This window comes from uncultured Tateyamaria sp. (assembly GCF_947496075.1).
Lineage (GTDB): Bacteria > Pseudomonadota > Alphaproteobacteria > Rhodobacterales > Rhodobacteraceae > Tateyamaria.
In genome coordinates this window covers 713,872-738,524 of sequence record NZ_CANMBJ010000001.1, presented here as the reverse complement: position 1 = coordinate 738,524, position 24,653 = coordinate 713,872, and the positions used below count along the sequence as shown (strand labels likewise).

The 24,653-nt window shown below is 60.7% G+C and carries 20 protein-coding genes and 1 riboswitch; of the genes, 14 read left to right on the top strand and 6 right to left on the bottom strand.

The window, feature by feature from the left end:
- Positions 1-185 precede the first annotated feature (185 nt).
- The gene (locus Q1A51_RS03750; RefSeq protein ID WP_299603974.1) at positions 186-1,880 is read left to right on the top strand and encodes an NAD(P)H-dependent oxidoreductase subunit E; all 1,695 of its coding nucleotides are present in this window, start codon (positions 186-188) and stop codon (positions 1,878-1,880) included.
- On the opposite strand, the gene Q1A51_RS03745 is transcribed toward Q1A51_RS03750, so the two are convergent.
- Positions 1,881-2,783 carry a lytic transglycosylase domain-containing protein gene (locus Q1A51_RS03745; protein ID WP_299603973.1) on the bottom strand — a complete coding sequence of 301 codons (903 nt, stop codon included), beginning with the start codon at positions 2,781-2,783 and terminating at the stop codon, positions 1,881-1,883.
- Positions 2,784-2,832: 49 nt separating this feature from the next.
- Here Q1A51_RS03745 and ftsY point away from each other — a divergent pair, with 49 nt between their 5' ends.
- The 3 genes from ftsY to Q1A51_RS03730 are packed head-to-tail and all read left to right on the top strand — an operon-like array spanning position 2,833 to position 5,788.
- Positions 2,833-4,191 (top strand): signal recognition particle-docking protein FtsY, encoded by a 1,359-nt coding sequence (gene ftsY / locus Q1A51_RS03740; RefSeq protein ID WP_299603972.1) that lies wholly within the window; start codon positions 2,833-2,835, stop codon positions 4,189-4,191.
- A gap of 60 nt (positions 4,192-4,251) precedes the next feature.
- Complete coding sequence (locus Q1A51_RS03735; RefSeq protein ID WP_299209544.1) at positions 4,252-5,154, top strand: EamA family transporter; 903 nt, start codon at positions 4,252-4,254, stop codon at positions 5,152-5,154.
- 13 nt (positions 5,155-5,167) lie between these two features.
- Positions 5,168-5,788 carry an inner membrane-spanning protein YciB gene (locus tag Q1A51_RS03730; protein WP_299603971.1) on the top strand — a complete coding sequence of 207 codons (621 nt, stop codon included), beginning with the start codon at positions 5,168-5,170 and terminating at the stop codon, positions 5,786-5,788.
- Here the strand turns inward: Q1A51_RS03730 and Q1A51_RS03725 are convergent.
- From Q1A51_RS03725 to Q1A51_RS03715, 3 genes are read right to left on the bottom strand one after another with little or no spacing between them, the layout of a single operon-like run.
- Positions 5,785-6,501, bottom strand: a complete 717-nt coding sequence (locus Q1A51_RS03725; RefSeq protein ID WP_299603970.1) for a cyclic nucleotide-binding domain-containing protein — start codon at positions 6,499-6,501, stop codon at positions 5,785-5,787. The two genes, Q1A51_RS03730 and Q1A51_RS03725, sit on opposite strands and share 4 nt — an antisense overlap.
- Positions 6,502-6,530: 29 nt before the next feature.
- Entirely contained in the window at positions 6,531-7,217 is a 687-nt protein-coding gene (locus tag Q1A51_RS03720) for a glutathione S-transferase N-terminal domain-containing protein (protein WP_299603969.1), read from the bottom strand.
- A gap of 24 nt (positions 7,218-7,241) precedes the next feature.
- The gene (locus Q1A51_RS03715) at positions 7,242-8,180 is read right to left on the bottom strand and encodes an alpha/beta hydrolase (RefSeq protein ID WP_299603968.1); all 939 of its coding nucleotides are present in this window, start codon (positions 8,178-8,180) and stop codon (positions 7,242-7,244) included.
- Between the two features lie 113 nt (positions 8,181-8,293).
- A riboswitch (SAM riboswitch) is annotated at positions 8,294-8,371 on the top strand.
- Positions 8,372-8,442: 71 nt separating this feature from the next.
- Here Q1A51_RS03715 and metZ point away from each other — a divergent pair.
- From metZ to Q1A51_RS03690, 5 genes are all read left to right on the top strand, one after another.
- Positions 8,443-9,630, top strand: a complete 1,188-nt coding sequence (gene metZ, locus Q1A51_RS03710; RefSeq protein WP_299603967.1) for an O-succinylhomoserine sulfhydrylase — start codon at positions 8,443-8,445, stop codon at positions 9,628-9,630.
- A gap of 152 nt (positions 9,631-9,782) precedes the next feature.
- The gene (gene folE2, locus Q1A51_RS03705) at positions 9,783-10,886 is read left to right on the top strand and encodes a GTP cyclohydrolase FolE2 (RefSeq protein WP_299603966.1); all 1,104 of its coding nucleotides are present in this window, start codon (positions 9,783-9,785) and stop codon (positions 10,884-10,886) included.
- A gap of 216 nt (positions 10,887-11,102) precedes the next feature.
- Positions 11,103-11,330: a hypothetical protein gene (locus Q1A51_RS03700; RefSeq protein ID WP_299209523.1), complete on the top strand. Its 228-nt coding sequence runs from the start codon at positions 11,103-11,105 to the stop codon at positions 11,328-11,330.
- Positions 11,331-11,434: 104 nt separating this feature from the next.
- Positions 11,435-12,883 carry a TrkH family potassium uptake protein gene (locus Q1A51_RS03695; protein ID WP_299603962.1) on the top strand — a complete coding sequence of 483 codons (1,449 nt, stop codon included), beginning with the start codon at positions 11,435-11,437 and terminating at the stop codon, positions 12,881-12,883.
- Positions 12,883-14,550 carry a thiamine pyrophosphate-binding protein gene (locus Q1A51_RS03690; RefSeq protein WP_299603959.1) on the top strand — a complete coding sequence of 556 codons (1,668 nt, stop codon included), beginning with the start codon at positions 12,883-12,885 and terminating at the stop codon, positions 14,548-14,550. Before Q1A51_RS03695 ends, Q1A51_RS03690 begins: the two co-directional genes overlap by 1 nt.
- 26 nt (positions 14,551-14,576) lie before the next feature.
- Here the strand turns inward: Q1A51_RS03690 and Q1A51_RS03685 are convergent, their stop codons facing one another.
- Both Q1A51_RS03685 and Q1A51_RS03680 read right to left on the bottom strand, forming a co-directional pair.
- Entirely contained in the window at positions 14,577-14,855 is a 279-nt protein-coding gene (locus Q1A51_RS03685; protein ID WP_299603956.1) for a hypothetical protein, read from the bottom strand.
- Between the two features lie 124 nt (positions 14,856-14,979).
- Positions 14,980-16,716, bottom strand: a complete 1,737-nt coding sequence (locus tag Q1A51_RS03680) for a serine protease (protein ID WP_299603953.1) — start codon at positions 16,714-16,716, stop codon at positions 14,980-14,982.
- A 176-nt stretch (positions 16,717-16,892) separates the two neighbouring features.
- Between Q1A51_RS03680 and Q1A51_RS03675 the strand changes: the two genes are divergently transcribed.
- From Q1A51_RS03675 to Q1A51_RS03655, 5 genes are all read left to right on the top strand, one after another.
- Positions 16,893-17,834, top strand: coding sequence for a glycine--tRNA ligase subunit alpha (locus Q1A51_RS03675; RefSeq protein ID WP_299603950.1), 942 nt, complete (start codon positions 16,893-16,895; stop codon positions 17,832-17,834).
- Positions 17,831-18,352 carry a DUF6446 family protein gene (locus Q1A51_RS03670; protein WP_299603947.1) on the top strand — a complete coding sequence of 174 codons (522 nt, stop codon included), beginning with the start codon at positions 17,831-17,833 and terminating at the stop codon, positions 18,350-18,352. The genes Q1A51_RS03675 and Q1A51_RS03670 overlap by 4 nt, the downstream gene beginning before the upstream one ends.
- Positions 18,349-19,551 carry a sodium/glutamate symporter gene (gene gltS / locus Q1A51_RS03665; protein ID WP_299603944.1) on the top strand — a complete coding sequence of 401 codons (1,203 nt, stop codon included), beginning with the start codon at positions 18,349-18,351 and terminating at the stop codon, positions 19,549-19,551. The genes Q1A51_RS03670 and gltS overlap by 4 nt, the downstream gene beginning before the upstream one ends.
- A gap of 9 nt (positions 19,552-19,560) precedes the next feature.
- Positions 19,561-21,786, top strand: a complete 2,226-nt coding sequence (gene glyS, locus Q1A51_RS03660; protein ID WP_299603942.1) for a glycine--tRNA ligase subunit beta — start codon at positions 19,561-19,563, stop codon at positions 21,784-21,786.
- A 231-nt stretch (positions 21,787-22,017) separates the two neighbouring features.
- Entirely contained in the window at positions 22,018-24,555 is a 2,538-nt protein-coding gene (locus tag Q1A51_RS03655) for a putative PEP-binding protein (protein WP_299603940.1), read from the top strand.
- Positions 24,556-24,653 lie beyond the last annotated feature (98 nt).

Sequence of the window (24,653 nt, the reverse complement as noted above, 5' to 3'; positions counted from 1 at the left end):
GGTTGGACGGTATCATAGCCTGACAGAGGATGCGTTTAGCTTCAATTTGCTGCCAAAGCGTGACCCATTGGCGGCGACATGGTGACGATACGCGCGTGATTTGTGTGCCGGGGCGTCGCTTTTGGGCTGATCGCGCTTTGCCTGCGCTGATATTCTTCGGCCAAATCAGGGCAGGAGTGCGTGTGATGGCGCTGGACGAGTCGGCAAAGGGCAAAGGTGTCTGGAAATCGGGCAAGGGCAAGGGGCGTGTCCGCCCCAAGGGCCGCGCGCTTGAAGATCAGGCCTGGCAAGAGGTGCAAGCGCTGCTTGGCGACCAACCTCGCCGTCGTGACCTGCTGATCGAATTCCTACACCTGATCCAAGATACCTACGGCCACCTCTCCGCCGCCCACCTGCGTGCGCTGGCCGAGGAAATGCGCCTAAGCATGGCCGAGGTCTACGAGGTCGCCACGTTCTACGCCCATTTCGACGTGGTGAAAGAGGGCGAGGTCCCACCCCCCGCGCTCACCATCCGCGTTTGCGACTCGCTCAGCTGCGAGTTGGCGGGGGCCCAAGCGCTCAAATCCGCCCTCGAAGATGGCCTTGACCCGACCCAAGTGCGCGTCCTCCGCGCGCCCTGCATGGGCCGGTGCGACACGGCGCCGGTACTTGAACTGGGCCACAACCACATCGACAACGCCACGCCGGAAAAGGTGCAGGCGGCCATCGCGGCCGGTGACACCCACGCGCATATCCCGGACTACGAAACGCTGGACACCTACGCCGCCGCAGGGGGCTACACGGCCCTCAAGCAACTGCGCGGCAGCGGCAATTGGGAAGACGTGCAGGCCAAGATCAAGGAAAGCGGCTTGCGGGGCCTGGGCGGTGCTGGCTTCCCGTCCGGCACCAAATGGGGCTTCGTGCGTGCCAATGCGGGCCCGCGCTACCTCGCCGTAAACGGGGATGAGGGCGAGCCAGGCACGTTCAAAGACCGCTACTACCTCGAACGCACTCCGCACCTGTTCCTTGAGGGGATGCTGATCGCCGCCTGGGCGGTCGAGGCGGACACGTGCTTCATCTACATGCGCGACGAATACCCCGCCGTGCTCGACATCCTCGCCCGCGAAATCAAGGCGCTGGAAGACGCAGGGATCGCGAAACCCGGCTATATCGACCTGCGGCGCGGCGCGGGCGCCTATATCTGCGGTGAAGAATCCGCGATGATCGAAAGCATCGAAGGCAAGCGCGGCCTGCCGCGTCACCGGCCCCCTTACGTGGCGCAAGTTGGCATCTTCAACCAGCCCACGCTGGTGCACAACGTCGAGACCTTGCACTGGATCGCGCGAATCTGCCGCGAAGGGCCCGAAGTGCTGAACAGCACCGAAAAGAACGGGCGCACCGGCCTGCGCAGCTACTCCGTCTCGGGTCGTGTCGCGCAGCCGGGGGTGTACCTGCTGCCTGCGGGCTCCACGATCACCGACATCATCGACGCAGCGGGCGGTATGGCCGACGGCCACGTGTTCAAAGCCTACCAACCGGGCGGCCCGTCCTCGGGCCTGCTCCCGGCCTCAATGAACGACATCCCGCTCGACTTCGACACGCTGCAACCGCACGGCACCTTTATCGGCTCGGCGGCGGTTGTCATCCTGTCGGACCAGGATCGCGCCCGTGACGCAGCCCTCAACATGCTCAAGTTCTTCGAGGATGAAAGCTGCGGCCAATGCACACCCTGCCGGGTGGGCTGCGAAAAAGCGGTCAAGCTGATGCAGGCCGACACATGGGATCAGGGTCTGCTCGATGAACTCTGCACCGCCATGACAGATGCCTCCATCTGTGGTCTGGGGCAGGCGGCCCCGAACCCGATCAAGCTGACGATGAAGCATTTCGGGGATGAGATCTGATCACCAGTTCTTGTAGACGGCGCAGGGGCACCCCTGCGCCCGCACATTCTGGCAGATTTTCGACACGGCCCCACGGTCATTTCCAGACACCCGCGCCATGTGATAGCCGGGTCGCCCCCGCACGCGATTTTTGACAAACACTATATCCACGTGCGCGTCCACGAGGGCGGGACAAGATCGCGCCGCGTCCTTGGCCTTGCTCTGGGCTGCGGCCTTGGTCTTGCCGAACGCGATCTGCGCCCCCCATTTCGGAAGGGTCGGCTTGCCCGGTATCCCTTTGATCGCACTGACCTTTCGGTTGCGCGCCATGGCGAGGCACGCGGGCATGAACGGCTTGCTCGGATCAAGGCGAAAGTCGTGCTGCTCGGGCGGTGCATCGCGCCAATCTTCGGCAGTCAGGCCCGTGATGATTTGCACGTAGTCAATGGTTTCACCGGCCAGACCATCCCCCACGATGAACCCGTCGGCACGCCGTTCGCCCCCATTATAGGCAACAGCAGCCAGCCCCGCATTCCCGTATCGGCGCAGCAACTCCGCCAAATACTGCGCGGATCGCTCCATCGCTTCGGCCGGGTTGTAACTGTCCGACAGCCCGCGCAACGCAGCTGTACCGGGCATGAATTGCGCGATCCCCTGCGCGCCCGCCGGGCTGAGCGCATTGGCATCAAACCGGCTTTCCTGCCATAGCAGCCGGGCAAAGAAACCGGGATCCAGCAAATGCCTGCGGCTTGCCTCCTCGATATGCTGACAGATATCGAACGCTGCGTGTTCGGGTCGGATACACCCCACGGGCCCAAGCGCGCCAGTGGAACATAAGGTGCCCGGGGACCGCGCCAGGGCAGCAAACGGGGACCATATCCCAAGGACCAACACGGCGATGGCCCAGAACTCATACCTTTTCATGCCCGTGCGCTCGTATTAGGTCAGGGATCAGATCAAGTATCGGGGCATCATGGCATTTTTCAAGAAACTCAAGGATCGGCTGTTCAAGTCCTCGTCCAAGATTGACGAAGGGCTGGAAGCGATTGTCGAAGACGGCGGTGTCGAAGAGGCTGCGGCACCTGACCCCGAGATCGTGCCTACACCTGATCCAACGCCTGCCCCTACACCGGTCGAAATGCCGACGGTGTCCGATCCGATACCCGAACCTGCGCCGGTCGAAGCGCCGGTGATTTCGGACCCGGAACCTGTGTCTGAACCCATCGAAACACCTGTTGCACCCGACCCTGAACCGATAATCGTTCCTGAGCCTGAGCCTGAGCCTGAGCCTGAGCCTGAGCCCACACCGCGTCCTACGGACGTCGCAACCGAAGAACCTGTTGTGGCAACACAAGAGGCGCCCGAAACCGTTGCCCCGAAACCGATGGCAATGCCCGCTGCGGTCGCGCCCGTATCGCTGGTCGACGCTGAACCGGAGCCCGACCAACCCAAGCGCGGCATCCTCGGCCGCCTGCTGGGCCGCCGCGACGCGGCCCCCGTCATGCGCCGCACGCTTGACGACGATATGCTGGAACAGCTTGAGGAACTGCTGATCGCCGCCGACATGGGCGTCGACACCGCCCTGCGTGTCACCGCCAACATGGCCGAAGGGCGCATGGGCAAGAAATTGTCCGTGCGCGAGATCAAGGAACTCATGGCGCAGGAAATCGCCCGCATCATGGATCCTGTCGCCAAACCAATGCCGCTCTACCCGCAAAAGCCGCAGGTCGTGCTGGTCGTAGGTGTGAACGGCTCGGGCAAGACCACAACCATCGGCAAGCTCGCCAGCCAGTTCCGTGCTGCAGGCAAGTCGGTGGTGATTGCCGCAGGCGACACGTTCCGCGCCGCCGCCGTGGAGCAGTTGCAGGTCTGGGGTGAACGGGCAGGGGTACCTGTGCTGACCGCGCCCGAAGGCACCGACCCTGCCAGCCTTGCTTTCGATGCCATGACCAAGGCGCAAGCCGAAGGTGCGGACCTGCTGATGATCGACACGGCGGGCCGTTTGCAAAACCGTGGCGACCTGATGGAAGAGCTGGCCAAGATTGTCCGCGTCATTCGCAAGAAGGATGAAAGCGCGCCCCACAACACGCTCTTGGTGCTGGATGCGACGACGGGTCAGAATGCGCTCAATCAGGTCAAGGTGTTCCAGGAGGTGTCGGATGTCTCCGGCCTCGTAATGACCAAGCTCGACGGCACGGCCAAGGGCGGGGTTCTCGTGGCGTTGGCGGACAAGTTCGGCCTGCCCATCCATGCCATCGGCGTGGGCGAGCAGATCGACGATCTGTCGCCCTTTGACCCCGAGGACTTCGCGGCCGCGTTAACGGGATTGTAAGGTGTTTTATCGCGTTCTATCAGGGGGTTGTAAAATGTCCCATGCTGAGACAGCCCCTGAATGACCGCATGGCTGGCCAGTATTGAGGGCACTGAAACGGGGCATACTGTGGCCCTGTACCTCGCCATTTTGGCGGCCTTTCTCCACGCTGTTTTTGGCGCGCTCCAAAAAGGGCGGCATGACCCCTGGCTGACCCGCGGGGCCATCGACGCTTCCTACGGCCTCATGGCCGCGCCCTTCGCTCTTTTTGTAGTGCCCTGGCCCGAACCGCATATGTGGCCCATCTTCGCCGTCGTTTTCGTGATCCACGTGGGCTACAAACTGTTGCAGGCATGGGCCTACACCAAAGGCGATTTCACGGTGGTCTACCCTGTCGTCCGGGGCACCGGACCGCTCTTCACCGTCATCGGTGCCTACCTCCTCTTCTCCGAAACCTTCACCATCGTTCAATGGCTGGGTGTCGGCGTCTTGCTGGCAGGCATCTACGGCCTCGCGCTCTACAACCTGCGCCACCTCCAAACCAACCGCGAAACGCTTCCCATGGCGTTGGGCCTCGCCGTCATTACTGGCCTCTTCGTCGCCCTCTACACGACCTACGACGCCTACGGCATCCGCGCGACCGAGAACCCGTTCACCTTCCTCGCTTGGTTCTTCATGATCGACGGTATCTTCATGCCACCCATCGCTTACATGCGCTGGCGCCGGATGCAGAACGCCCCCGCACTGCCGCCGCTGATGTTACGCGGTGTGATCGGCGGGATTGTTGCTTTTCTCAGCTTCGGCTCCATCATGATGGCGACGCGCCTCGACAAAGTGGGCGAGGCGGCGGTGCTGCGCGAAACTTCAACCGTGTTTGCAGCAATCATCGGTTGGCTGGTGCTGAAAGAAACGGTAGGACCGCGCAGAATTGCCCTAATGGCGCTGATCGCTGCTGGGGCGGTCATCGTCGAGATGGGCGGATAATTTGAGGAAGAGCATGGCAGACGCGCGCGAGATCAATCCCCTGTTGAAACAGGTGCTGGAACTGGGGCCGCCATTGGTCTTTTTCCTGATCTACCTGCGCATCCGCGACAACACCTACGAGATGGCGGGGACCGAGTACTCCGGCTTTATCGTGGCCACGCTGATCTTCGTGCCCATCATATTGATCGCTATGGCTGTGCTGTGGGCCCTGACCGGCAAGTTGAGCCGGATGCAAATTTTCACCGCGTTCATGGTCATCTTCTTTGGCGCGCTCACCGCATGGTTCAATGACGAGCGGTTCTTCAAGATGAAGACAAGTATCGTCTACGGTATGTTCGCTCTGCTTCTGGGAATCGGCCTGCTGCGCGGTCAAAGCTGGCTGGCATTTGTGCTCAGTGATGCAGTGCCCATGCGGCACGAGGGGTGGATGATCCTGACCCGCAGGCTGTGTGCGATGTTCGCCACCCTTGCTGTGGCGAACGAGGTCATCTGGCGGACCATGTCCACGGATGCGTGGGTCAAGATCGAAACCTTCGGATTTCCGATCGCGATGATGCTGTTCATCTTCCTGCAGTTCGCAGCCCTTCAGGATCACATGATCTCGGACGAAGACGAGGATGCCAAGGGGGCCTAAGCCCGCGCACTCCGCGCATTTGCTGCGTCTTCGTTCCAATCCCCGGAGTGAGGCGCGACCGCAAACGCGACCTTGAGTGCCAGATCCTTGGTGATCATCGCCTCGATTGCCAGCGCAAAGCGCGAGTTTTTCTGCGCCCGCTTACGCAACTCGGCCACGTCCCATTCCAGCACTTCGCTGCCCGCATCCAGACGGGTTGTGGCGGCACTTGTTTGATGAGTCGCATAGGCAACTTCGCCCACGAAAAGGTTGGGCGGCATCGTGAAACGCTCACCCCGTTTCGTGATATGGATGGGGCCGGAAATCACGTAGTACAGCTTATCCGGCTGGACCCCTTCGGTTGTCACTTGCGCCCGTTCATCCAGCACGTGGCGACGTGCGCGTTTAACCAAATCGCGAAAGTCACCGGGCGGCAGTCCTTCGAACAGGGGGTAGATGTCGCGGTGCGCGGCAGGCACGGCAAGGTTAGAGCGGTGCCAGAGCAAGCTGCCCAGACCGATAAGGTTCGCGGTGCCCATGACCATCGACGTATAAATCGCCTCCCACAACGGCGTGTCTGCGGCGGTGAAGTAGTAGTAGGTGTAAAGGCACGTCCCCAGCAGGATCATGAGCCGCAGAACGATCTGGTTTGTGATCAGATAGCCGATGGTAAAGACGGCGCCGGCGGACAGTATCACCGCCTCAGGAGCCACGTAGTCGCTGACCATGAACATGTTTTGTTTCTCCCCCCAGGGCGTCTTGGTCAGTTCTTTGTGTTGAACAAGGTGTCTTGTGCCGACTTGCTTTGCTTGGTTGTGCGCAGGTCCAGATGCAGCGCATGTCCCCGTTGCACGGCTGGTCGGTTGCCGACCGTGTCCAACCAGCGCGCCAGGTTCGGCTTGTCGTCCAAGGTCTGTTCCTGCCCTTCCCAAAGCGACGCCCACGGCCAGATCGCCATGTCCGCGATGGAGTAATCCCCGGCCACATACTCATTCCCGGCCAATTGGCGGTCCAACACACCATACAGGCGCGCGGTTTCGTTCCGGTACCGGTCCTTGGCATAGGGAATGTCCTGCCCCATCTGCGGCGCGTATTTGAGAAAGTGATGGGTTTGACCGGCCATTGGGCCAACGCCGCCCATTTGCCACATCAGCCATTGATCAACGGCGATACGGTCTCGTTCGGTCTTGCCACCGAACTGACCCGTCTTGCGGGCCAAGTATTGCAGGATTGCGCCGCTTTCAAAGATCGAGATTGGCGCACCGTCCGGTCCATCCGGATCGGTGATCGCGGGCATCCGGTTGTTGGGTGCGATCTTCAGGAACTCGGGTTTGAATTGATCGCCCGCGCCGATGTTGATGAGGTGGACGTTGTAGGGAAGTCCGAATTCTTGTAGCGCAATTGAGACCTTCCAGCCGTTGGGCGTGGGCCAATAGTACAGGTCGATCATGCAATCCTCCGGGCAGTCCGGCGGTCATGATGCGGTTTTCTGCCAACCAAGCAAGTCCGATGGCATATGTGGTATTGCAAAGATGCGGGACCAACGGGGGGCAGAGGCATCCGGCAGGGCGTCTTGCAGAGCATGCAATTGCAGCTCTTCGCTGTGACGCAGGGCACGAGCGTAGAACTGCAATGCACCGGGCCGGGTGTAGCCCGACCAGTGGCAGACCCGGCGCTTGGGCATGTGGATGTGACCACCAAACCGGGTCAATGCGCCCAATGTGCGTGGGCAATCCAATTGCAACGTAACCGCATTTGCCAGATTGATACCCGCCCCCATCGCACGGTCTTGCGGCACGTCAGCAGCAATCAGCTTTTCGAACATGGCATCGAACACGTCGTTTTCGCGGCTGGTTACATTGAGCAACTCAGCAGTGCGGCCTGCTGGTGTTTCCATCGCCGTTTTCACGGCGCTGGCATAGCTTGCGCCCGTGATAGTGATGATGCGCTGCACTGCATGCGCGGGCAGGTGGTGCAATGCTTCGAACATCACCTCGGACCCCATGGAATGGGTGATGGCGTGGATCGGACGACGGGGGGCAACGATGCGGATCGTATGGATCGCCTGCGCCAATGCGACACCTGCCGCCCACGCCGAGCGCTGTGCCCGCCACAGATTTCCGCGGGCGCGCCAGCCAAAGGCGATCGCCAATCCTTCGTCCGCATGGCCGCAAGCAAAGCCCAACGCACGCGGCCACTGTGTGTGATACGCGCTTTCGGGGTGGCGCGTGCGTCCGAAGATACGGCCATGGGGGCAAAAGCGCGGTGTGCCGGGGTCGTATTTGAAGCCGTGGATCAGGATGATGATTGGGCCGTTGCCCCGCGCCGCGTTCCGCAGCGTGGGCAGGGCCGGGGCCGGAGAGCCATGCAGCACAAGCCCCTCCGGGCCTGCGTTCAGTCTCAGGATGGGCATGCTGCACCTCCTACCACATTTTGTGGAGCTCCTATGCTCTAGCCATATGACGCAGGCATGAAATTTAAGTTACAGCACCGTGACGGTGTTGACGCCCCTGGCGGGCAGGCGTAATCCAACCACGTGGCGATTTGTTACCGGATTGCGGGCCACGTTAAACATTTCCGCTAAAAGGTCAGGATGAAAGCCCCCCTTTCGCTTGACCCGCGTCTGGGGGTTTTTTGTGGCCTGACCCCTTTCAGGCCCGCGATGGAGTTTGAACATGTCCGACAAGTGGAATGCCCGCACCCGTGCCGTCCATGGCGGCGTCCGCCGCAGCCAGTACGGCGAGGTGAGCGAAGCCATCTTTCTGACCCAAGGGTTTGTCTATGACAGCGCCGAACAGGCCGCGCAGCGGTTTGAGAAAGCGGGGGATGACGAGTTCATCTATGCCCGCTACGGCAACCCGACCGTACGCATGTTTGAAGAGCGGATTGCGATGCTGGAAGGGGCGGAAGACGGCTTTGCCACAGCATCCGGCATGGCGGCTGTGTCCGGGGCATTGACGTCCATGTTGAAAGCTGGCGACCGGGTGGTGTCGGCGCGCGCGCTGTTCGGGTCATGTTTGTATGTCCTGGAAGAAGTCCTGACCCGCTACGGGGTCGAGGTTGAATTTGTCGACGGCACAGATGTAGAGGCGTGGCGTGCGGCCATTACGCCGGGCACCACGGCGGTCTTTTTCGAATCCATTTCCAACCCGACACTAGAGGTGGTGGACATTGCCGCGGTGTCCGAACTCGCGCATGCTGTCGGGGCAACCGTTCTGGTCGACAACGTCTTTGCCACACCGGTTTTTTCAGATGCCATCGCCCAAGGTGCGGATGTTGTCATCTATTCCACGACGAAACACGTGGACGGGCAAGGGCGCGCCCTTGGCGGTGTGATCCTTGGCACGCAGGACTTCATCCGCAAAACGGTTGAACCCTACATGAAGCATACTGGTGGTTCGATGTCGCCCTTCACGGCCTGGGTGATGCTCAAAGGGCTGGAAACGATGGAATTGCGCGTGCGGGCACAGGCCGCATCTGCCCTGCAACTGGCCGAGGCCCTGCATGGGCATAGCGCGCTGGCGCGTGTGATTTACCCCGGTCATCCCGACCACGCTCAACACGATCTGGTGGCTCGCCAGATGGGCGGGGCCGGGGGCACAGTCCTGTCGCTCGATCTTGCGGGTGGGCAAGAGGCTGCGTTCCGGTTCCTGAACGCGCTCACGATCCCGGTCATCTCGAACAACCTTGGCGACGCCAAGTCGATACTTACCCATCCCGCGACAACGACGCACCAGCGTTTGCCGCAGGATCAGAAGGACGCATTGGGTATCACGCCTGGTCTTGTGCGCATGTCTGTAGGGATTGAACATGGTGACGATTTGGTTGCGGATATCCTGCAAGCCTTGGAAAAGGCACAATAATGCATCTTTGGGTCATGGTGCCACAATCTGACAGCGCCCCCTTTTAATTGTCATCCATATTGCAGGTTCACACGTAACTGTTAGCAATATTGGAAATGTGCCTAAGGCGGCTTACCTACCTTGGGCACGCAGACAGAAAGGGGGGCTACTTTATGAACATTCATACGCCCGACATCACCGCAATACCCGAACGCGACGAGGCCGAAGCAGCACTGGATCTTCTCCGCCGCTGGGCCGAGAACGCCACAACAACAGATATCATCGAACTCGATCCATCGGTCGCGCGGCTTGTGCCGGGCAGCGATGGGGTCGAGTACCCGGCCTTTTCCCGCGATTATCCCGACGGTTTCGACGTGGATGAGGGATACAAAAACACTTTGCCAGACCTGCAGAACGGGCCATCCAGCCTGATCCGAGGGGCAAAGACACGTATCCAACACGTTGGCATCTCAAATTTCCGTCTGCCGCTGCGCATCGAAAGCCGCGATGGCGCGCCCCTGACTTTGGAAACATCCGTGACCGGCACGGTCAGCCTTGAGGCGGACAAGAAGGGCATCAACATGTCCCGCATCATGCGGTCGTTCTACAAGCATGCAGAAGAGACGTTCTCCTTTGGCGTAATCGAGGCGGCACTGGATGACTACAAGGCCGATCTCGACAGCTTTGACGCGCGCATTCAGATGCGTTTCAGCATGCCGGTGCAGGTGGAAAGCCTGCGTTCAGGTCTGTCGGGCTACCAATACTATGACATCGCGCTGGAATTGGTCGAGCAGGCGGGCGTGCGCAAACGCATTGTGCATCTCGACTATGTCTATTCCTCGACCTGCCCATGTTCGCTGGAACTGAGCGAACATGCCCGCGCAACCCGTGGTCAATTGGCGACACCCCACTCGCAACGGTCAGTGGCCCGCATCTCGGTTACGCTCGAGGATGACGCAGACACGCTGTGGTTCGAAGATCTGATTGACGCCTGCCGTCGTGCAGTCCCAACGGAAACGCAGGTGATGGTCAAGCGCGAGGACGAACAGGCATTTGCCGAGCTGAACGCAGCCAACCCGATCTTTGTCGAGGATGCGGCGCGTCTGTTCAGCGAACAGCTATTGGCAGATGTACGCATCGGGGATTTCCGTGTGGTCGCCAGCCATCAGGAAAGCCTGCACAGCCATGACGCTGTTTCAGTCCTAACCGAAGGGGACACGTTCGCTGGCGACAGTATCGACCCACGCATGTTCCAGACGCTTTTCCACGTGGGCTGATCGTCGGCAGGGCGGAGGACACCTCCGCCTTACGAAGCATGAAGGCGTGCCGCTACAGGCACGCTTTTTTCGTTTCGGCGGGGGACACCCCCGCCTCACAGCGTACAATTGCGCAAGGCGGCCATGCAGTATCGGCATTGGTGTTTTTGCGGCCCAACACCTATGTTTCGGTCAACGGGAGGACACAGTTAAACGCATGATATGCAAGGTATCCCAATGGCTTATGTCACCCATTCCAACACATCTATCCTGAGCGCGATCCTCGACCGGATCACCAATTTCTTTGCCGCTCTGGGTCACTCCGCTGCCATGTCGGCCGCCGCGGAAAGCCGCTTCAATCGCATTGAAGCATTGAATGCCAAAACAGACGAAGAGTTGGCTGCGATGAACCTGCGCCGCGAAGACATCGCGGCATATGTGTTCCGCGACATGATGCATCTGTGAACTCCGATCCGGCCCGGTAATGTTTCCGGCCGTTTGAGGACTTACCCTACGGCGCGGTGTCACCTGCTTGACACCGCCCGCGCGGCCCGCCAACGCTGAGCGCAATGATCGACTTGCGCCCTGTTGGATATGTGATTGGCCTGCTCGTGGCTGTACTTGGTCTGGCCATGGTCCTGCCCATGCTGGTTGATCTGGCAGAAGGACGCGGGCATTGGCCCGTCTTCGCCGAATGTGCGCTGATCACTGTCATGGTCGGAGGCATGATCGCACTCAGTTGCCAGAATGGTCTCAAGCAAGGGCTGACCATTCAGCAGACATTTCTTCTGACCACCGGTGTCTGGCTGGCACTACCCATTTTTGGTGCGCTACCCTTCTTTCTCGGTGCAACCGAAGCCCGATTTGTCGACGCCTTTTTCGAAGCGATGTCGGGCCTGACCACAACCGGGTCGACAGTCCTGTCGGGCCTCGATGCGCTGCCCAAGGGGTTGTTGTTGTGGCGCGGCATCCTGCAATGGCTGGGCGGCATTGGTATTATCGTTGTGGCCATGGTGTTCCTGCCCGAACTGCGCGTGGGCGGGATGCAGATTTTCCGTACCGAAGCCTTCGATACATTTGGAAAAATCCTGCCTCGTGCGACCGAGATTGCAAGCCGTATCTCGGTGATCTATGTCGCCCTGACGTTGATCTGTGCGCTGGCCTACATCGCGGCAGGCATGGGCGCATTCGATGCCACGGTGCATGCGATGACCACTATCGCAACGGGCGGATTTGCCAACTACGACACGTCCTTTGCCGTCTTTGGCCCTGCGCCATCCTATGTCGCGACCTTGTTCATGATCCTCGCGGCCTTGCCCTTCGTGCGCTTTGTGCAGCTCAGCGCGGGCACCGCGCGTCCCTTGCTGAAGGACCGGCAAATCCACGTCTTTCTGGTCACGGCCTTGGTTATCGTCACGCTGATCGCCGGGTGGAATCTGCTGCAGCAAAATGCAGTGAACGAGGGGGCTGTGCGGGCGGCCCTGTTCAATACCGTGTCGTTGATGACGGGCACAGGGTATGCCAACGCCGACTACGGTCAGTGGGGCAGTTTCGCGGTTGCCGTGTTGTTCTTTACTGGCCTCATTGGCGGCTGCGCCGGATCAACCGCCTGCTCGATCAAAGTGTTCCGCTATCAGTTGCTGTTCGCCTCGATCAAGGCACAGCTGCAAAAGACGCGCAGCCCGCATGGCATCTTCACCCCGCGCTACGCGGGGCGGCCTGTGGGCGAGGATGTGCTGAACTCGGTCATGTCCTTCTTCATGTTTTTCGTGGTGACGCTTGGTGTCCTATCGGTGGCATTGGCGATGACGGGCCTCGATTTCGTGACGGCGCTGTCCGGTGCGGCCACGGCTCTTGCGAATATCGGTCCGGGTTTTGGCGACCAGATCGGCCCTTCGGGCAATTTCGCGGGTCTCAATGACACGGCCAAATGGTTGCTGGCTGCCGCGATGCTGATCGGGAGGCTGGAACTGATGGCCGTCTACGTCATCTTTACCATTCAATTCTGGAGAGCCTAATGGCCCAAACTCGCCCCCTTGGCGCGCAAATCTCGCATATGCTCAAAGACCGTGGCGTCGATGTGATCTTTGGTATCCCGGGGGTGCACAATCAGGAAATGTATCGCGGGATCGAAGAGGCGGGGATCACTCATGTGCTGGCACGGCACGAGCAGGGAGCCGGGTTCATGGCCGATGGCTACGCGCGGGCGACGGGCAAGCCCGGCGTGGCCTATGTGATCACCGGGCCGGGGCTGACCAACATCATGACACCGATGGGGCAGGCATATTCGGATAGTGTGCCGATGCTGGTGATTTCGTCCTGTCTGGATGAAACGGCGGCAAAGAAGGGGCAATTGCACCAGATGAAGGATCAGCGCGCAGCGGCTGAAACGGTGTGTGACTGGTCGGAAGAGGCGCGCACGGCAGAGGCGGCATATGCGCTGATTGACAAGGCGCTGACGGAATTTGGTACGCAACGAAGGCGACCGAAGCATATTCAGGTTCCGATCCAGCGTTTGGAAACACCAGCTGCAACTTTTTCGATGTTGAGCCGGCAAGATGAAGGATTCGGAACCGTTCGACGCCTTCCACAATCCGGCGCTCTTGACAGTGGGTTGACCGATTTACGCAGAGCAAAAATACGACAGATTGCCGGGCGTATCTTGCGTTCGAAACGTCCGATCTTTGTCTTTGGAGGCGGCTCTGTTGGCGCCGGTGGGCGTTTTGGCCCTGCCGTTGACGTACTAAAGCAAACCGGTGCTGCGGCATTTCTTACTTACGCCGGACGAGGTATTCTGCCAGCGCAACATCCATATTGCTTTGGCGCGACGCTGGCGAGACCGACGAGCGAAGCCATTCTTCGGCAATCAGATTGCGTTGTTTTGGTGGGCACCGATTTGGCAGAAGTCGATCTGTGGCGGGCAACCGCAGGGCATGCATCCGATGCAATCGTGGTGAACACTGACACTGACGTTCTCATCAAAGAGCACCCATCGTCGACGCGTATCCAAGAAGACGCTTTACGTTTTCTCGAAGGCTTGTCCAACGTTTTCGCCAAATGGCCTGCTGAAACACGTCGAGAGCCCGCGTCAGAATGGACGGAAGACGAAATTGCCCGAATGCGCACCATTTGGCGCGCCGAGGTTGACGCCGAACGTCCCGGTATCGTCCCAGTCTGCGACTCTCTGCGAGACTGCCTGCCCAAAGGCACGATGATCTATTCCGACATGACCCAATTCGCTTACACGGCCAAGGAAGTCTGGGACATGGACCGCCCCGGTCACTGGCACCACCCAACTGGCTTCGGCACCCTCGGCTACGCAACTCCAGCGGCCATCGGCGGGGCTGTTGCGCGCAAAGGCAAGCCAACAATGGCGATCATCGGCGATTACGGCTTTCACTACACGATGCAGGAACTTGGCGTGGCCGTCGAACTTGGCCTATCCCTGCCCATCATCCTCTGGGACAATGGCAAGCTCAAGGAGATCGAAGAAAGTATGGTGCGCGCCCAGATCGCCCCCAACGCCGTGGTTGCCCGCAACCCGGATTTCTGCAAATTGGCGGAAGCGTTCGGGGCCCATGCGGCTGCTCCGCAGACGCTACAAGAGATGCAGGACGCCGTCCGCGCTGCATTCGACGCGGACGGGCCAACCCTGATCCACCTCACACCCGAGATTTCCGGGTAAGGCGCACCTGTGGTGCGCCCGCCAAATTACATCTTGGAACCTTGCGCGCGGTAGATCCCGCCCCACGTGGTGCCTGCGATATAGGCCGGACACCCCTTCTTGCGGGTGTTGACGATCAGAAACCACATTGTTTCGCCGGGGCGCCCCGCGCGGCTGTATTCGCAGCCCAGCGGATGGGTCCACCACTGGCCCTGATACGCGGGCGAGGGTTTAACGACCGCAGTGCTTGCCGTTGCAGTGCTGGCGGTTCCGGCCAGGATGATTGCGGCAGGCACAGCGACGGTTTTGAAAAAGGATTTGAACATGACACACTCCAATCACTGAATAAGGTACAGCGCTCCCACGCCTTGGCCTTAATCTGTGTTCATGCCTGTTAACGCAGTCCTAACGACCGTCGGCGAAGTGTGTTCGATTTGATTGAAACCCTTGTCAGTCCCAGCAGCTGACCAGCACCGTCATGCCGGTTGCCGCAGCAGATAGATCAACCGGATCGATCGGAGCCGCGCTGTTGGTGCTGGCCGCAGCCAACCCTGCCTGGGCAAGCACGTCCTGCAGCGCCTCCCGATCCAGTGCAAAGCGCACGCCATCGGGCAGGGCGCGGCCGCCTTGCTCTTGGGGCAAGAGCATCCCCAGAACACCGCCACCGGCGTCCAAAACAGGACCGCCCACGTCACCCGGCAACGTATTCATGGCAAGGCGCGACAGGTTCTGCTCACCGCCCAGACCACGCACATCGCTGAGCGTGCCAAACGTCATCGAAGGGGCGCCCAGCACGCCTTCAAAGCTGAACCCGGCGGCGGCCACTTCGGACTGCAGGCGCGGTTGTGCATCGCTGAAACGCGCGATTGCCAACGGGGCGAGGGTGGATGTGGGCTTCAGTACGGCAACGCCAAGCGTTTCATTTACCACCGCAACCTCTGCATCCGTTTCGGAATCGACAGTTACGCGTGTACAGCTGTCCACGGCTTGGGAGGTGGTCAGAACAGTGCCACGATTGTCAACAAAGAACCCGGAGCGCGACAAGCGCGGTTTGCGCACCTCCAGCCCGGAGACCAGATCAATCGCCTGTTCCTGCGTGCTGGCGCTGGCAGGGATTACGCCTTCGGTCCGAACAAAGCTCTTTTCCATTTCGTCCAGCAAGCGTGTGCGACGCTCTTCATCACCCGCGGGCCACACCACGGTAAACCCCTTGATCTGACCATCTTCCAGCGCAACCCGGGTCTCCGACACGCGCGTTGCATCTTCCCCAACCAGGACGAAGGACCGGTCCTTGCGCTCGCGCGGACCGTCCAGCGGCACGATGTCCAAGGTCTGCATGATGTCGTAGAGGCCAAAAAGGGTCGTCTGATCGCCCTCCTGGCTGATCAGCAGTATGGTTGCTTCAATGTCCCCCATGCCTGTGTAATGGGCGAACGGATACTCGTATTTCTCAAATGCAACGGCATCGGTGGGCATCAGCATCTCGATCCCGGCTGTCTCGTCCTGCACGACCTCAAGGCCCAGACCATCCAGAACGGAATTGTAGTCCTGTAACAGGACAACCCGCTGCTGTGTCGTCAGAATGCCGGTAACGTCAAAGCCCTTTTCCTCTTGCCACCGTGCCATTGCGTTGCGGGTGCCACGGCCAAAGGCGCCATCAATGCCCCCCTGATAGGTTCCGGCCCACTGCAACGCGATCTGCAAGTCTTCGCGCTCGGCGCGGCTCAACTGCCGTTCGCTGCGTTGAGCCTGTGCCGGGGTTTCGTCAGCGGGCGGCGGGGCAGGGGTGTCTAGGACGGGCGTGGTCTCCTCGGGCTCGGTTGGCACAGGGGCCTGTACCACGCCCCGGTTCAGCACATTCGCACCGATGGGCCAGAATTGCTGTCGGAAAGACGAGGTGAACGCGATGAAGCTGTCGCGCGGGATCACGCCCTCGGACCGGTACACACGCAACACCTGTTCGGCATCTGATCGGGCATAGGGGCCAAGGGCAATGCCGTACCAGCCGCCACCCAGGGAAAAGCCATTCACATCAGGCAGATCAGCGGCATAGACACGGGCACGCGCGGTCGCTTCGTTCAGGTTGGGTCGCGCCTCGATCTGGATCCAGACGGCGTCGTCCTGGGCACTCACGGTCACCACCGACGCAAGCAGGACAACCCACGCCAGCACAATACGCTTCAACATCACCCGATATCCCCTTGGTTGGTCTTGGTGCCATGCTTTCCGTGGGCGGCAGATTAAGCAGGATTCCGCTCTAATGGAAATGGTGGAATACCCATAAAAAACCCACCTCGCGCGCAATTGACCATTCGGGGGGCGGGCCGTAGGTAAGTCACGCAATTCAATCGATGGCTTGACCCATGTCCGACACCGTTACACCGCCCCGTTCCTTCCAGGAAATCATCCTACGCCTTCAGACTTATTGGGCGTCCAAGGGCTGCGCGGTGCTGCAACCCTATGACATGGAGGTGGGGGCGGGGACCTTCCACCCCGCCACAACCCTGCGCAGCCTCGGATCACAACCCTGGGCTGCGGCCTATGTCCAGCCCTCGCGCCGCCCCACAGATGGGCGGTACGGTGAAAACCCCAATCGCTTGCAGCACTACTACCAGTACCAGGTGTTGATCAAACCCAGCCCACCGGACTTGCAAGACCTCTACCTTGGCTCGCTCCGGGCCATCGGTATCGACATGGACCTGCATGACATCCGCTTTGTCGAGGATGACTGGGAAAGCCCGACCCTCGGCGCGTGGGGCCTTGGGTGGGAAGTGTGGTGCGACGGCATGGAAGTCTCGCAATTCACCTATTTTCAACAGGTTGGCGGGCATGACTGTCATCCGGTGTCGGGCGAGCTGACCTATGGTTTGGAGCGTCTGGCGATGTACATCCTGGGTGTGGATCACGTGATGGACATGCCCTTCAACGACCCGCAAGCACCCATCGCCCTCAGCTACGGCGACATCTTCAAACAGACGGAAGAAGAATACGCCCGCTGGAACTTTGATGTCGCCAACACCGAGGTGTTGCTGCGTCATTTCGAAGAGGCAGAGGCCGAGTGCGAAAAAATTCTAGCCCAGGCGCATGACGACCCCAAAACCGGCAAGCGCATCATCATGGTGCACCCGGCTTATGATCAGTGCATCAAGGCCTCCCACATCTTCAACCTTCTGGACGCCCGCGGCGTGATCTCGGTCACAGAGCGGCAGGCCTATATCGGGCGGGTCCGCGCGCTGGCCAAGCAATGCGCCGATGCCTTCGTGCAAACGCGGGCCGGTGGCTGGCAGCCGGAGGATGCGGCGTGAGCGGCAAAATCATCGGGATTGTCATCGTGCTGAGTTCCATCATCGCAGGCGCAACCCTCTACTACCTGCAAATCTACGGCTTCTACGAAGAGGTTGAGACGGCTGAGGTGCAGCTGGTGTCCGTCGTCTCCGACACGCCGGAACCCATCCCCTTTGCCGATTTCCAGGCCATCGACGCCGACAGTTCGCCCATCCGCTATCGGGCCTGCTTTACAACGGACATGTCGCTGGCCCTGCTGACCGAAACCTATGTGGGGCTGGAACAGGCAACGCCGCGCAACGCGCCGGGCTGGTTCGACTGCTTCGACGCCGAAGCCATCGCGGCAGAACTTGACGCGGGCACCGCCCTCCCGTTCCTCGGGCAAAAGAACGTCGATTTCGGTGTCGACCGCATCGTCGCGATCACCGAAGACGGGCGCGGCTATGTCTGGCACGAATTGAACGATTGCGGCGACAAGGCCTATGACGGCACCATCGTGGGCGAAGAATGCCCGGACCGTGACCAGATCAGTCAATGACACTGGCCGTTCCAGCCTTCATCACCGCCACGCTGGGCCTCGCCGTTTTCCTGTTCGGGACAATTCTCAACGCAAAGTTCGAGGTCCTGCGACGGTTCAACATCCCCGAGCCTGTGTCGGGCGGGCTGATCGCCGCCGTGATCGGGCTGCTCCTCTACTTGTTCCTTGATGTACAGTTCGCGTTCGAGATGGACGCCAGAGATTTCTTCCTCGTCCTGTTCTTTGCCGGCATCGGTCTGAATGCCCGGTTCGAAGACCTGCTTACCGGCGGTAAGCCACTGGCAATGCTTCTGATCCTGACTCTGGTGATGATCCTCGTGCAAAACGGGATCGGCACGGTGGGGGCAATCCTGTTGGGCTATCCCGCCGCGACGGGTGTCTTGTTCGGCTCCGCCGCCCTGATCGGAGGGCACGGCACGGCAATTGCGTGGTCGCCCGAGGTGGCCGAAGCCAGCGGACTGACCAATGCCCCGGAGCTTGGGATTGCCGTTGCCACGCTTGGGCTCGTTCTGGCCGCGCTGATTGGTGGCCCCATTGCGCGCTACCTCGTCGAAGGCAAAACCCTGACCCCGGATCGACCGGACGAAGGGCTGACGGTTGGCCTGCCCGCCGACAACGGCCCCAAAACACCCATCGACCCGATCACCGTCTCGCGCGTGCTGCTCTACCTCAACCTCGCCATCATCGGCGGCTTCTCGGTCCATCTTGGCCTGATCGAAGCGGGTGTGAAGCTGCCGCTCTTCGTGCCCTGCCTGATCATGGCCATCCTGATCGCCAACACCCGCAGCGCGCTGTTTCCAAACGCAATCCCCGTGGCGCGGACCCCCGCACTGGCGCTCATCTCTGAAATCGCACTCGGCGCGTTCCTCGCCATGTCGCTCATGTCCCTGCAACTCTGGACACTGGTTGAACTGGGGGCGGCCATCGGGTTGATCCTCGCGCTGCAAACGCTGGCCACACTGGCTTTCGTGATCTTCATCCTGTTCCCGCTCATGGGCGGCGGCTACCGGGCCGCCGTTCTGGGGGCAGGGTTCGGCGGCTTTGCCCTTGGCGCCACCCCCACGGCCATCGCCAACATGACGGCGGTGACCAAACGATATGGCCCATCGCCCATGGCCTTTGTCATCCTGCCCTTGGTCTCGGCCTTCTTTGTCGATATTGCCAACGCCATCGCTATCCAATTCTTCGTCAATCTCTAGAGCGTCCCAATGCCTGACCTTCTGATCGAACTCTTCTCCGAAGAAATCCCTGCACGTATGCAAAAGCGCGCAGGCGAGGACCTGCAAAAGCTGGTTACAAACGGTCTGGTCGAGGCGGGACTGACCTACGCTTCCGCCGCCGCCTTCACCACGCCGCGTCGCCTGACGCTGACGGTCGAGGGTCTGCTCGATCAAAGCCCCACCACGCGGGAAGAGCGCAAGGGCCCCAAGGCCGACGCCCCCGAAAAGGCGATCGAAGGGTTCCTGCGCGGCGCGGGCCTGACCCGCGATCAGGTGGAGGAACGCGAGACGCCCAAGGGCAACGTCCTTTTTGCCGTGATCGAAAAACCGGGGCGCCCCGCGGCCGAGATCATTGCCGAGGTGCTCGAGGCGACGATCCGCAATTTCCCATGGCCCAAATCCATGCGCTGGGGCAGCGCCCCGTTGAAATGGGTGCGCCCGCTGCATTCGATCCTCTGCATCCTCACGGATGAGGCCGGGCACAGCGTTGTGCCGGGCGAGGTGGACGGCATTACCTTTGGCGACACCACCGAAGGGCACCGCTTCATGGCCCCGGGCCGCTTCCCCGTCACCTCGTTCGACGACTACAGCGCCAAGCTGACGCGCGCCCACGTGGTGCTGGACGCGTCCGAGCGCGCAGACACCATCTGGAACGACGCCACAAACGCCGCCTTCGCCAACGGGCTTGAGGTGGTCGAGGACAAGGGCCTACTGGCCGAGGTTGCAGGGCTGGTCGAATGGCCCGTGGTCCTGATGGGCAAGATCGGAGACGACTTTTTAGACCTGCCGCCCGAAGTGCTGCAAACTTCGATGAAAGAGCACCAAAAGTTCTTCTCGGTGCGGAACCCCAAAACAGGTCGGATCGAACGGTTTATCACGGTTGCCAACCGCGAAACGGCAGACAACGGCGTCACGATTTTGGCGGGCAACGAAAAGGTTCTGAGCGCGCGACTGGCGGACGCAAAGTTCTTCTGGGAGAATGACTTGCGCACCGTTCGTGAAGTTGGACTTGAAGGCATGGCAAAACCATTGGCCGACGTCACTTTCCACAACAAACTTGGATCTCAAGCCGAGCGCGTCGCCCGGATCGAAGCACTGGCCCGCGAACTTGCGCCAGTGGTCGGCGCCAAACCCGACCTCGCCGCCGAGGCCGCCCGGATTGCCAAAGCCGACCTCGCCTCCGAAATGGTCTACGAATTCCCTGAACTGCAAGGGATCATGGGCAAATACTACGCAGAAGCCGCGGGTCACAATGACGGCGTGCCGGAAGCGTGCGAGGAACATTATTCGCCGCTGGGTCCGTCGGATGATGTGCCGACTGCGCCGGTGTCGGTTGCTGTCGCACTGGCGGACAAGCTGGACACGCTGACTGGTTTTTGGGCGATTGAGGAGAAGCCGACAGGATCGAAAGACCCGTATGCGCTGCGTCGGGCGGCGTTGGGCATTATTCGGCTGGTGTTGGATAACAAGTTGGCACTTGCTTTAAAAAATGCCTTTGCGGCACGCATTGGTCTTCACGTTGCCATGCTCGCGGAAAGCACATCCTCGGACGAGTGCGAGGACCTTGAAAAAAACCTGCGGCTTGATGCCGATTTTCAATCCAAGTTTGATGCGATCAAGGCGGATAGAGAGGGAGTACTGCATTCCTTCGGTTTCAACGATGTTGGCTCAAAGACACTACCTCTTGCTAGCGACCTCCTCGCCTTCTTCCACGACCGCCTCAAAGTCTACCTCCGCGACCAGGGCATCCGCCACGATATCATCGACGCCTGCATTGCAATGCCGAACAACGACGACCTCACCCTGCTGGTCAAACGGGCCCGTGCTCTCTCTGAAACCCTCGCCACAGACGATGGCGAAAACCTGACCCAGGGCTTCAAACGCGCCAACAACATCCTGACCCAAGCCGAGGAAGCGGACGGCGTCGAATACTCCTACGGCGCCGACATCAAATTCGCCGAGGAACCGCAGGAAACCGCCCTGTTCGAAGCCCTCGATACCGCCGAAGCCAAGATCGCCCCGGCAATGAAGGAACAAGACTTCGCAGCCGCCATGTCCGCCATGGCCACCCTGCGCGGCCCCATCGACGCCTTCTTCGAGGCCGTCCAGATCAACGCTGACAACCAAACGGTCCGCCGCAACCGCCTCAACCTGCTCAGCCGCATCCGCACGCTGTGCCTGTCGGTCGCGGACCTCACCAAGGTCGAAGGCTGATCTCCTTCATCTTGCCAAGTAAACTTCGGGGGTAAGGGGGCTGGCCCCCTTCCAACGCTCGAAAACCGTTGCGCGCACCCGCGTTTCTGCGCCCGCGCCCGGTGTACAGGGGGTGTACGGATGCTGCACGGGGGGGTGTCCCCCTGTCACAGGCCGAAAGTTGCACATCCTAAACCCTTGTGCGGTCAAGGTTTACGGCTATGCTGCGCCTCGCAAAGGAGCGATGCCGCAGTGCAGAATAACCCGAACACCACCTTGGTCACCCCCACCGCCCCCATCACCACCGAAACCCATGGCGGACGGGCAAAATGCCTGCAACGGCTGACCCGGCTCGACCTGCCAGTGCCGCCCACGGTGGCGCTGTCCTTCGATGCCGTGCACGACATCGCCAGCGGCCATCTCCCTGATATTCCAGCGATTCTTGACCAATTCCCGGACGAGGCACTGCTCTGCGTCCGTCCCTCGTCCGAGGACCCGGATTGGGGCGGCCCCTCCGCCATCCTCAATGTCGGCATGAACAAAACACGGTACGCGGCGCTCTGCGACACGCTTGGCGCTGACGCTGCTGCGGCGTTGTTCACGCGTTTCGTGCAAAGCTACGCCATCCATGTCGACCGCTTGGACCCGGACATGTTCGATGACGTGACGGGCGAAGGCCCGGACGCGCTGCGACAGACCTTGGAAGCTTATGAAATTGAAACGGAATTCGCGTTCCCAGCAACGCAGGCCGAGCAACTGGCAGGCGTTCTCAAATCCATGGCCCGTGCGTGGGAAGGCACCTCCGCCCGCCTGCTGCGGCAGGCCAAAGGCGCCCCCGCGGAAGCAGGTCTGGGCCTAATCGTACAGCAAATGGCGTTCGGCGTCGGGCAGGGCGAAAGCGGGTCGGGCGTCCTGCAGCTGGTGTCGTCAAAGACCGGCATGCCGCAGATCACGGGGCGCTATTTGCGCCAAAGCCAGGGGCGCGACGCCCTGCGGAGCGATGCAAAGTCGCTATTCATCACACGAGACCCCCGTGGCCCCTCTTTTGAGGAGCTGGTGCCGGATGTTTTCGCCCAATTGGTTGAGCATGCCCGCCTGATGCGCACTAAACTGCGCGAAGAGATGCAGGTCGAATTCACCATTGAAAACGGGGGTTTGCACATTCTTGATGGTGTGCGCGTGGCGCGCTCTTCCCGCGCAGCGGTCCGGATTGCCGTACAGCTTGCCCGTGACGGAATCATCCCGCGGCAAGAGGCACTGATGCGGATCGAACCGCGTGCATTGAATGAGTTGTTGCACCGGCAGGTGGATCGCCATGCCAAGCGTGACATTCTCGGCACTGGAATTGCCGCCAGCCCTGGTGCTGCCACAGGCAAGCTGGTGTTTTCCTCCAATGAAGCACAAGCAAGTGCGGCTCGAAACGAGGATTGCATCCTCGTCCGCCGCGAAACCTCGCCCGAGGATATTCGGGGTATGCATGCGGCCAAGGCCGTGATCACTGAACGCGGCGGGATCACCAGCCATGCGGCTGTGATCGGGCGCGGCATTGGACTGCCTTGCGTGGTGGGGGTGAGCGACATCCGCTTCCAGACCCGCAAAGGGCTGTTGACGACGCCGGACGGGCGCACAGTCGCCGCGGGCGACGTTGTCACGGTGGACGGCACCAATGGCACGATCCTTTTGGGCGCGCCCGAGATGCAGGAAGCGGCCCTTGATGACGCGTTCACCGACCTGATGGATTGGGCCGACGCCGAGCGCGATATTGACATCCGCGCCAATGCCGACACACCGGCCGACGCCCAAACCGCAAGCAATTTCAATGCCCAAGGCATTGGTCTGTGCCGAACAGAGCACATGTTCTTCGAACCGGGTCGACTGACGGTCATGCGCGAGATGATCTTTGCCGCAACCAGCGACGATAGGCGGGCGGTGCTGGAACGGCTCTTGCCGATGCAGCGGGCTGACTTCAGTCAGCTTTTCCGCATCATGCAGGGCAAGCCGGTTTGTATCCGCCTGTTCGACCCGCCGCTGCACGAATTTCTGCCAACCGATCGCAATGGACAAAACGAGCTTGCCGATGCGCTGAACCTGCCCTTGTCCGATGTCACCCGTCGGATCGAGGCCATGACCGAATACAACCCCATGCTTGGTCTGCGCGGCGTGCGCCTTGGCGTGACCGTGCCCGAAATTTACGAGATGCAGGCCCGCGCGATTTTCGAAGCCGCACTTGATGCAGGGCGCGACGGTGCGCCGGTCGTGCCCGAGATCATGATCCCGCTGGTGAGCGCCAAGCGGGAGGTTGAGTTGGTGCGCGCACGCGTCGACGCGATTGCCGCAGCCGTTGCCGCTGAAAAGGGAGAGGATTTTGACTACCGTCTGGGCGTCATGGTCGAAACGCCGCGTGCGGCGCTGCGGGCAGGCGACATCGCGCAACACTGTAGCTTTCTGTCCTTCGGCACAAACGACCTGACGCAGATGACGTATGGATTGTCCCGCGACGATGCCGGGCGGTTCATGTCTGACTATGTCCGGCAAGAGGTCTTTGTTGAAGACCCGTTTCACTCTCTCGACATTGATGGGGTGGGGGAGTTGCTCAAGCTCGGCTCCGAACGCGGGCGTGCGGCCCGACCGGATATCACCCTGTCGATATGCGGTGAACATGGCGGCAACCCCGAATCAATCGCCTTCTGTCGGACGGCCGGTTTTGACTATGTTTCGTGTTCCCCGTTCCGGGTTCCGGTGGCTCGGCTGGCTTCCGCTCAATTGGCAATTGGCCACAAAATCGGGTAGATTCCCACTCCATTCGCCACAGTATAGTGAGTCATATCACAAGCGATATCGTGCCCACGCATAGCGGCCATGTGCGACCAAATCGCTCAAAAACTGGA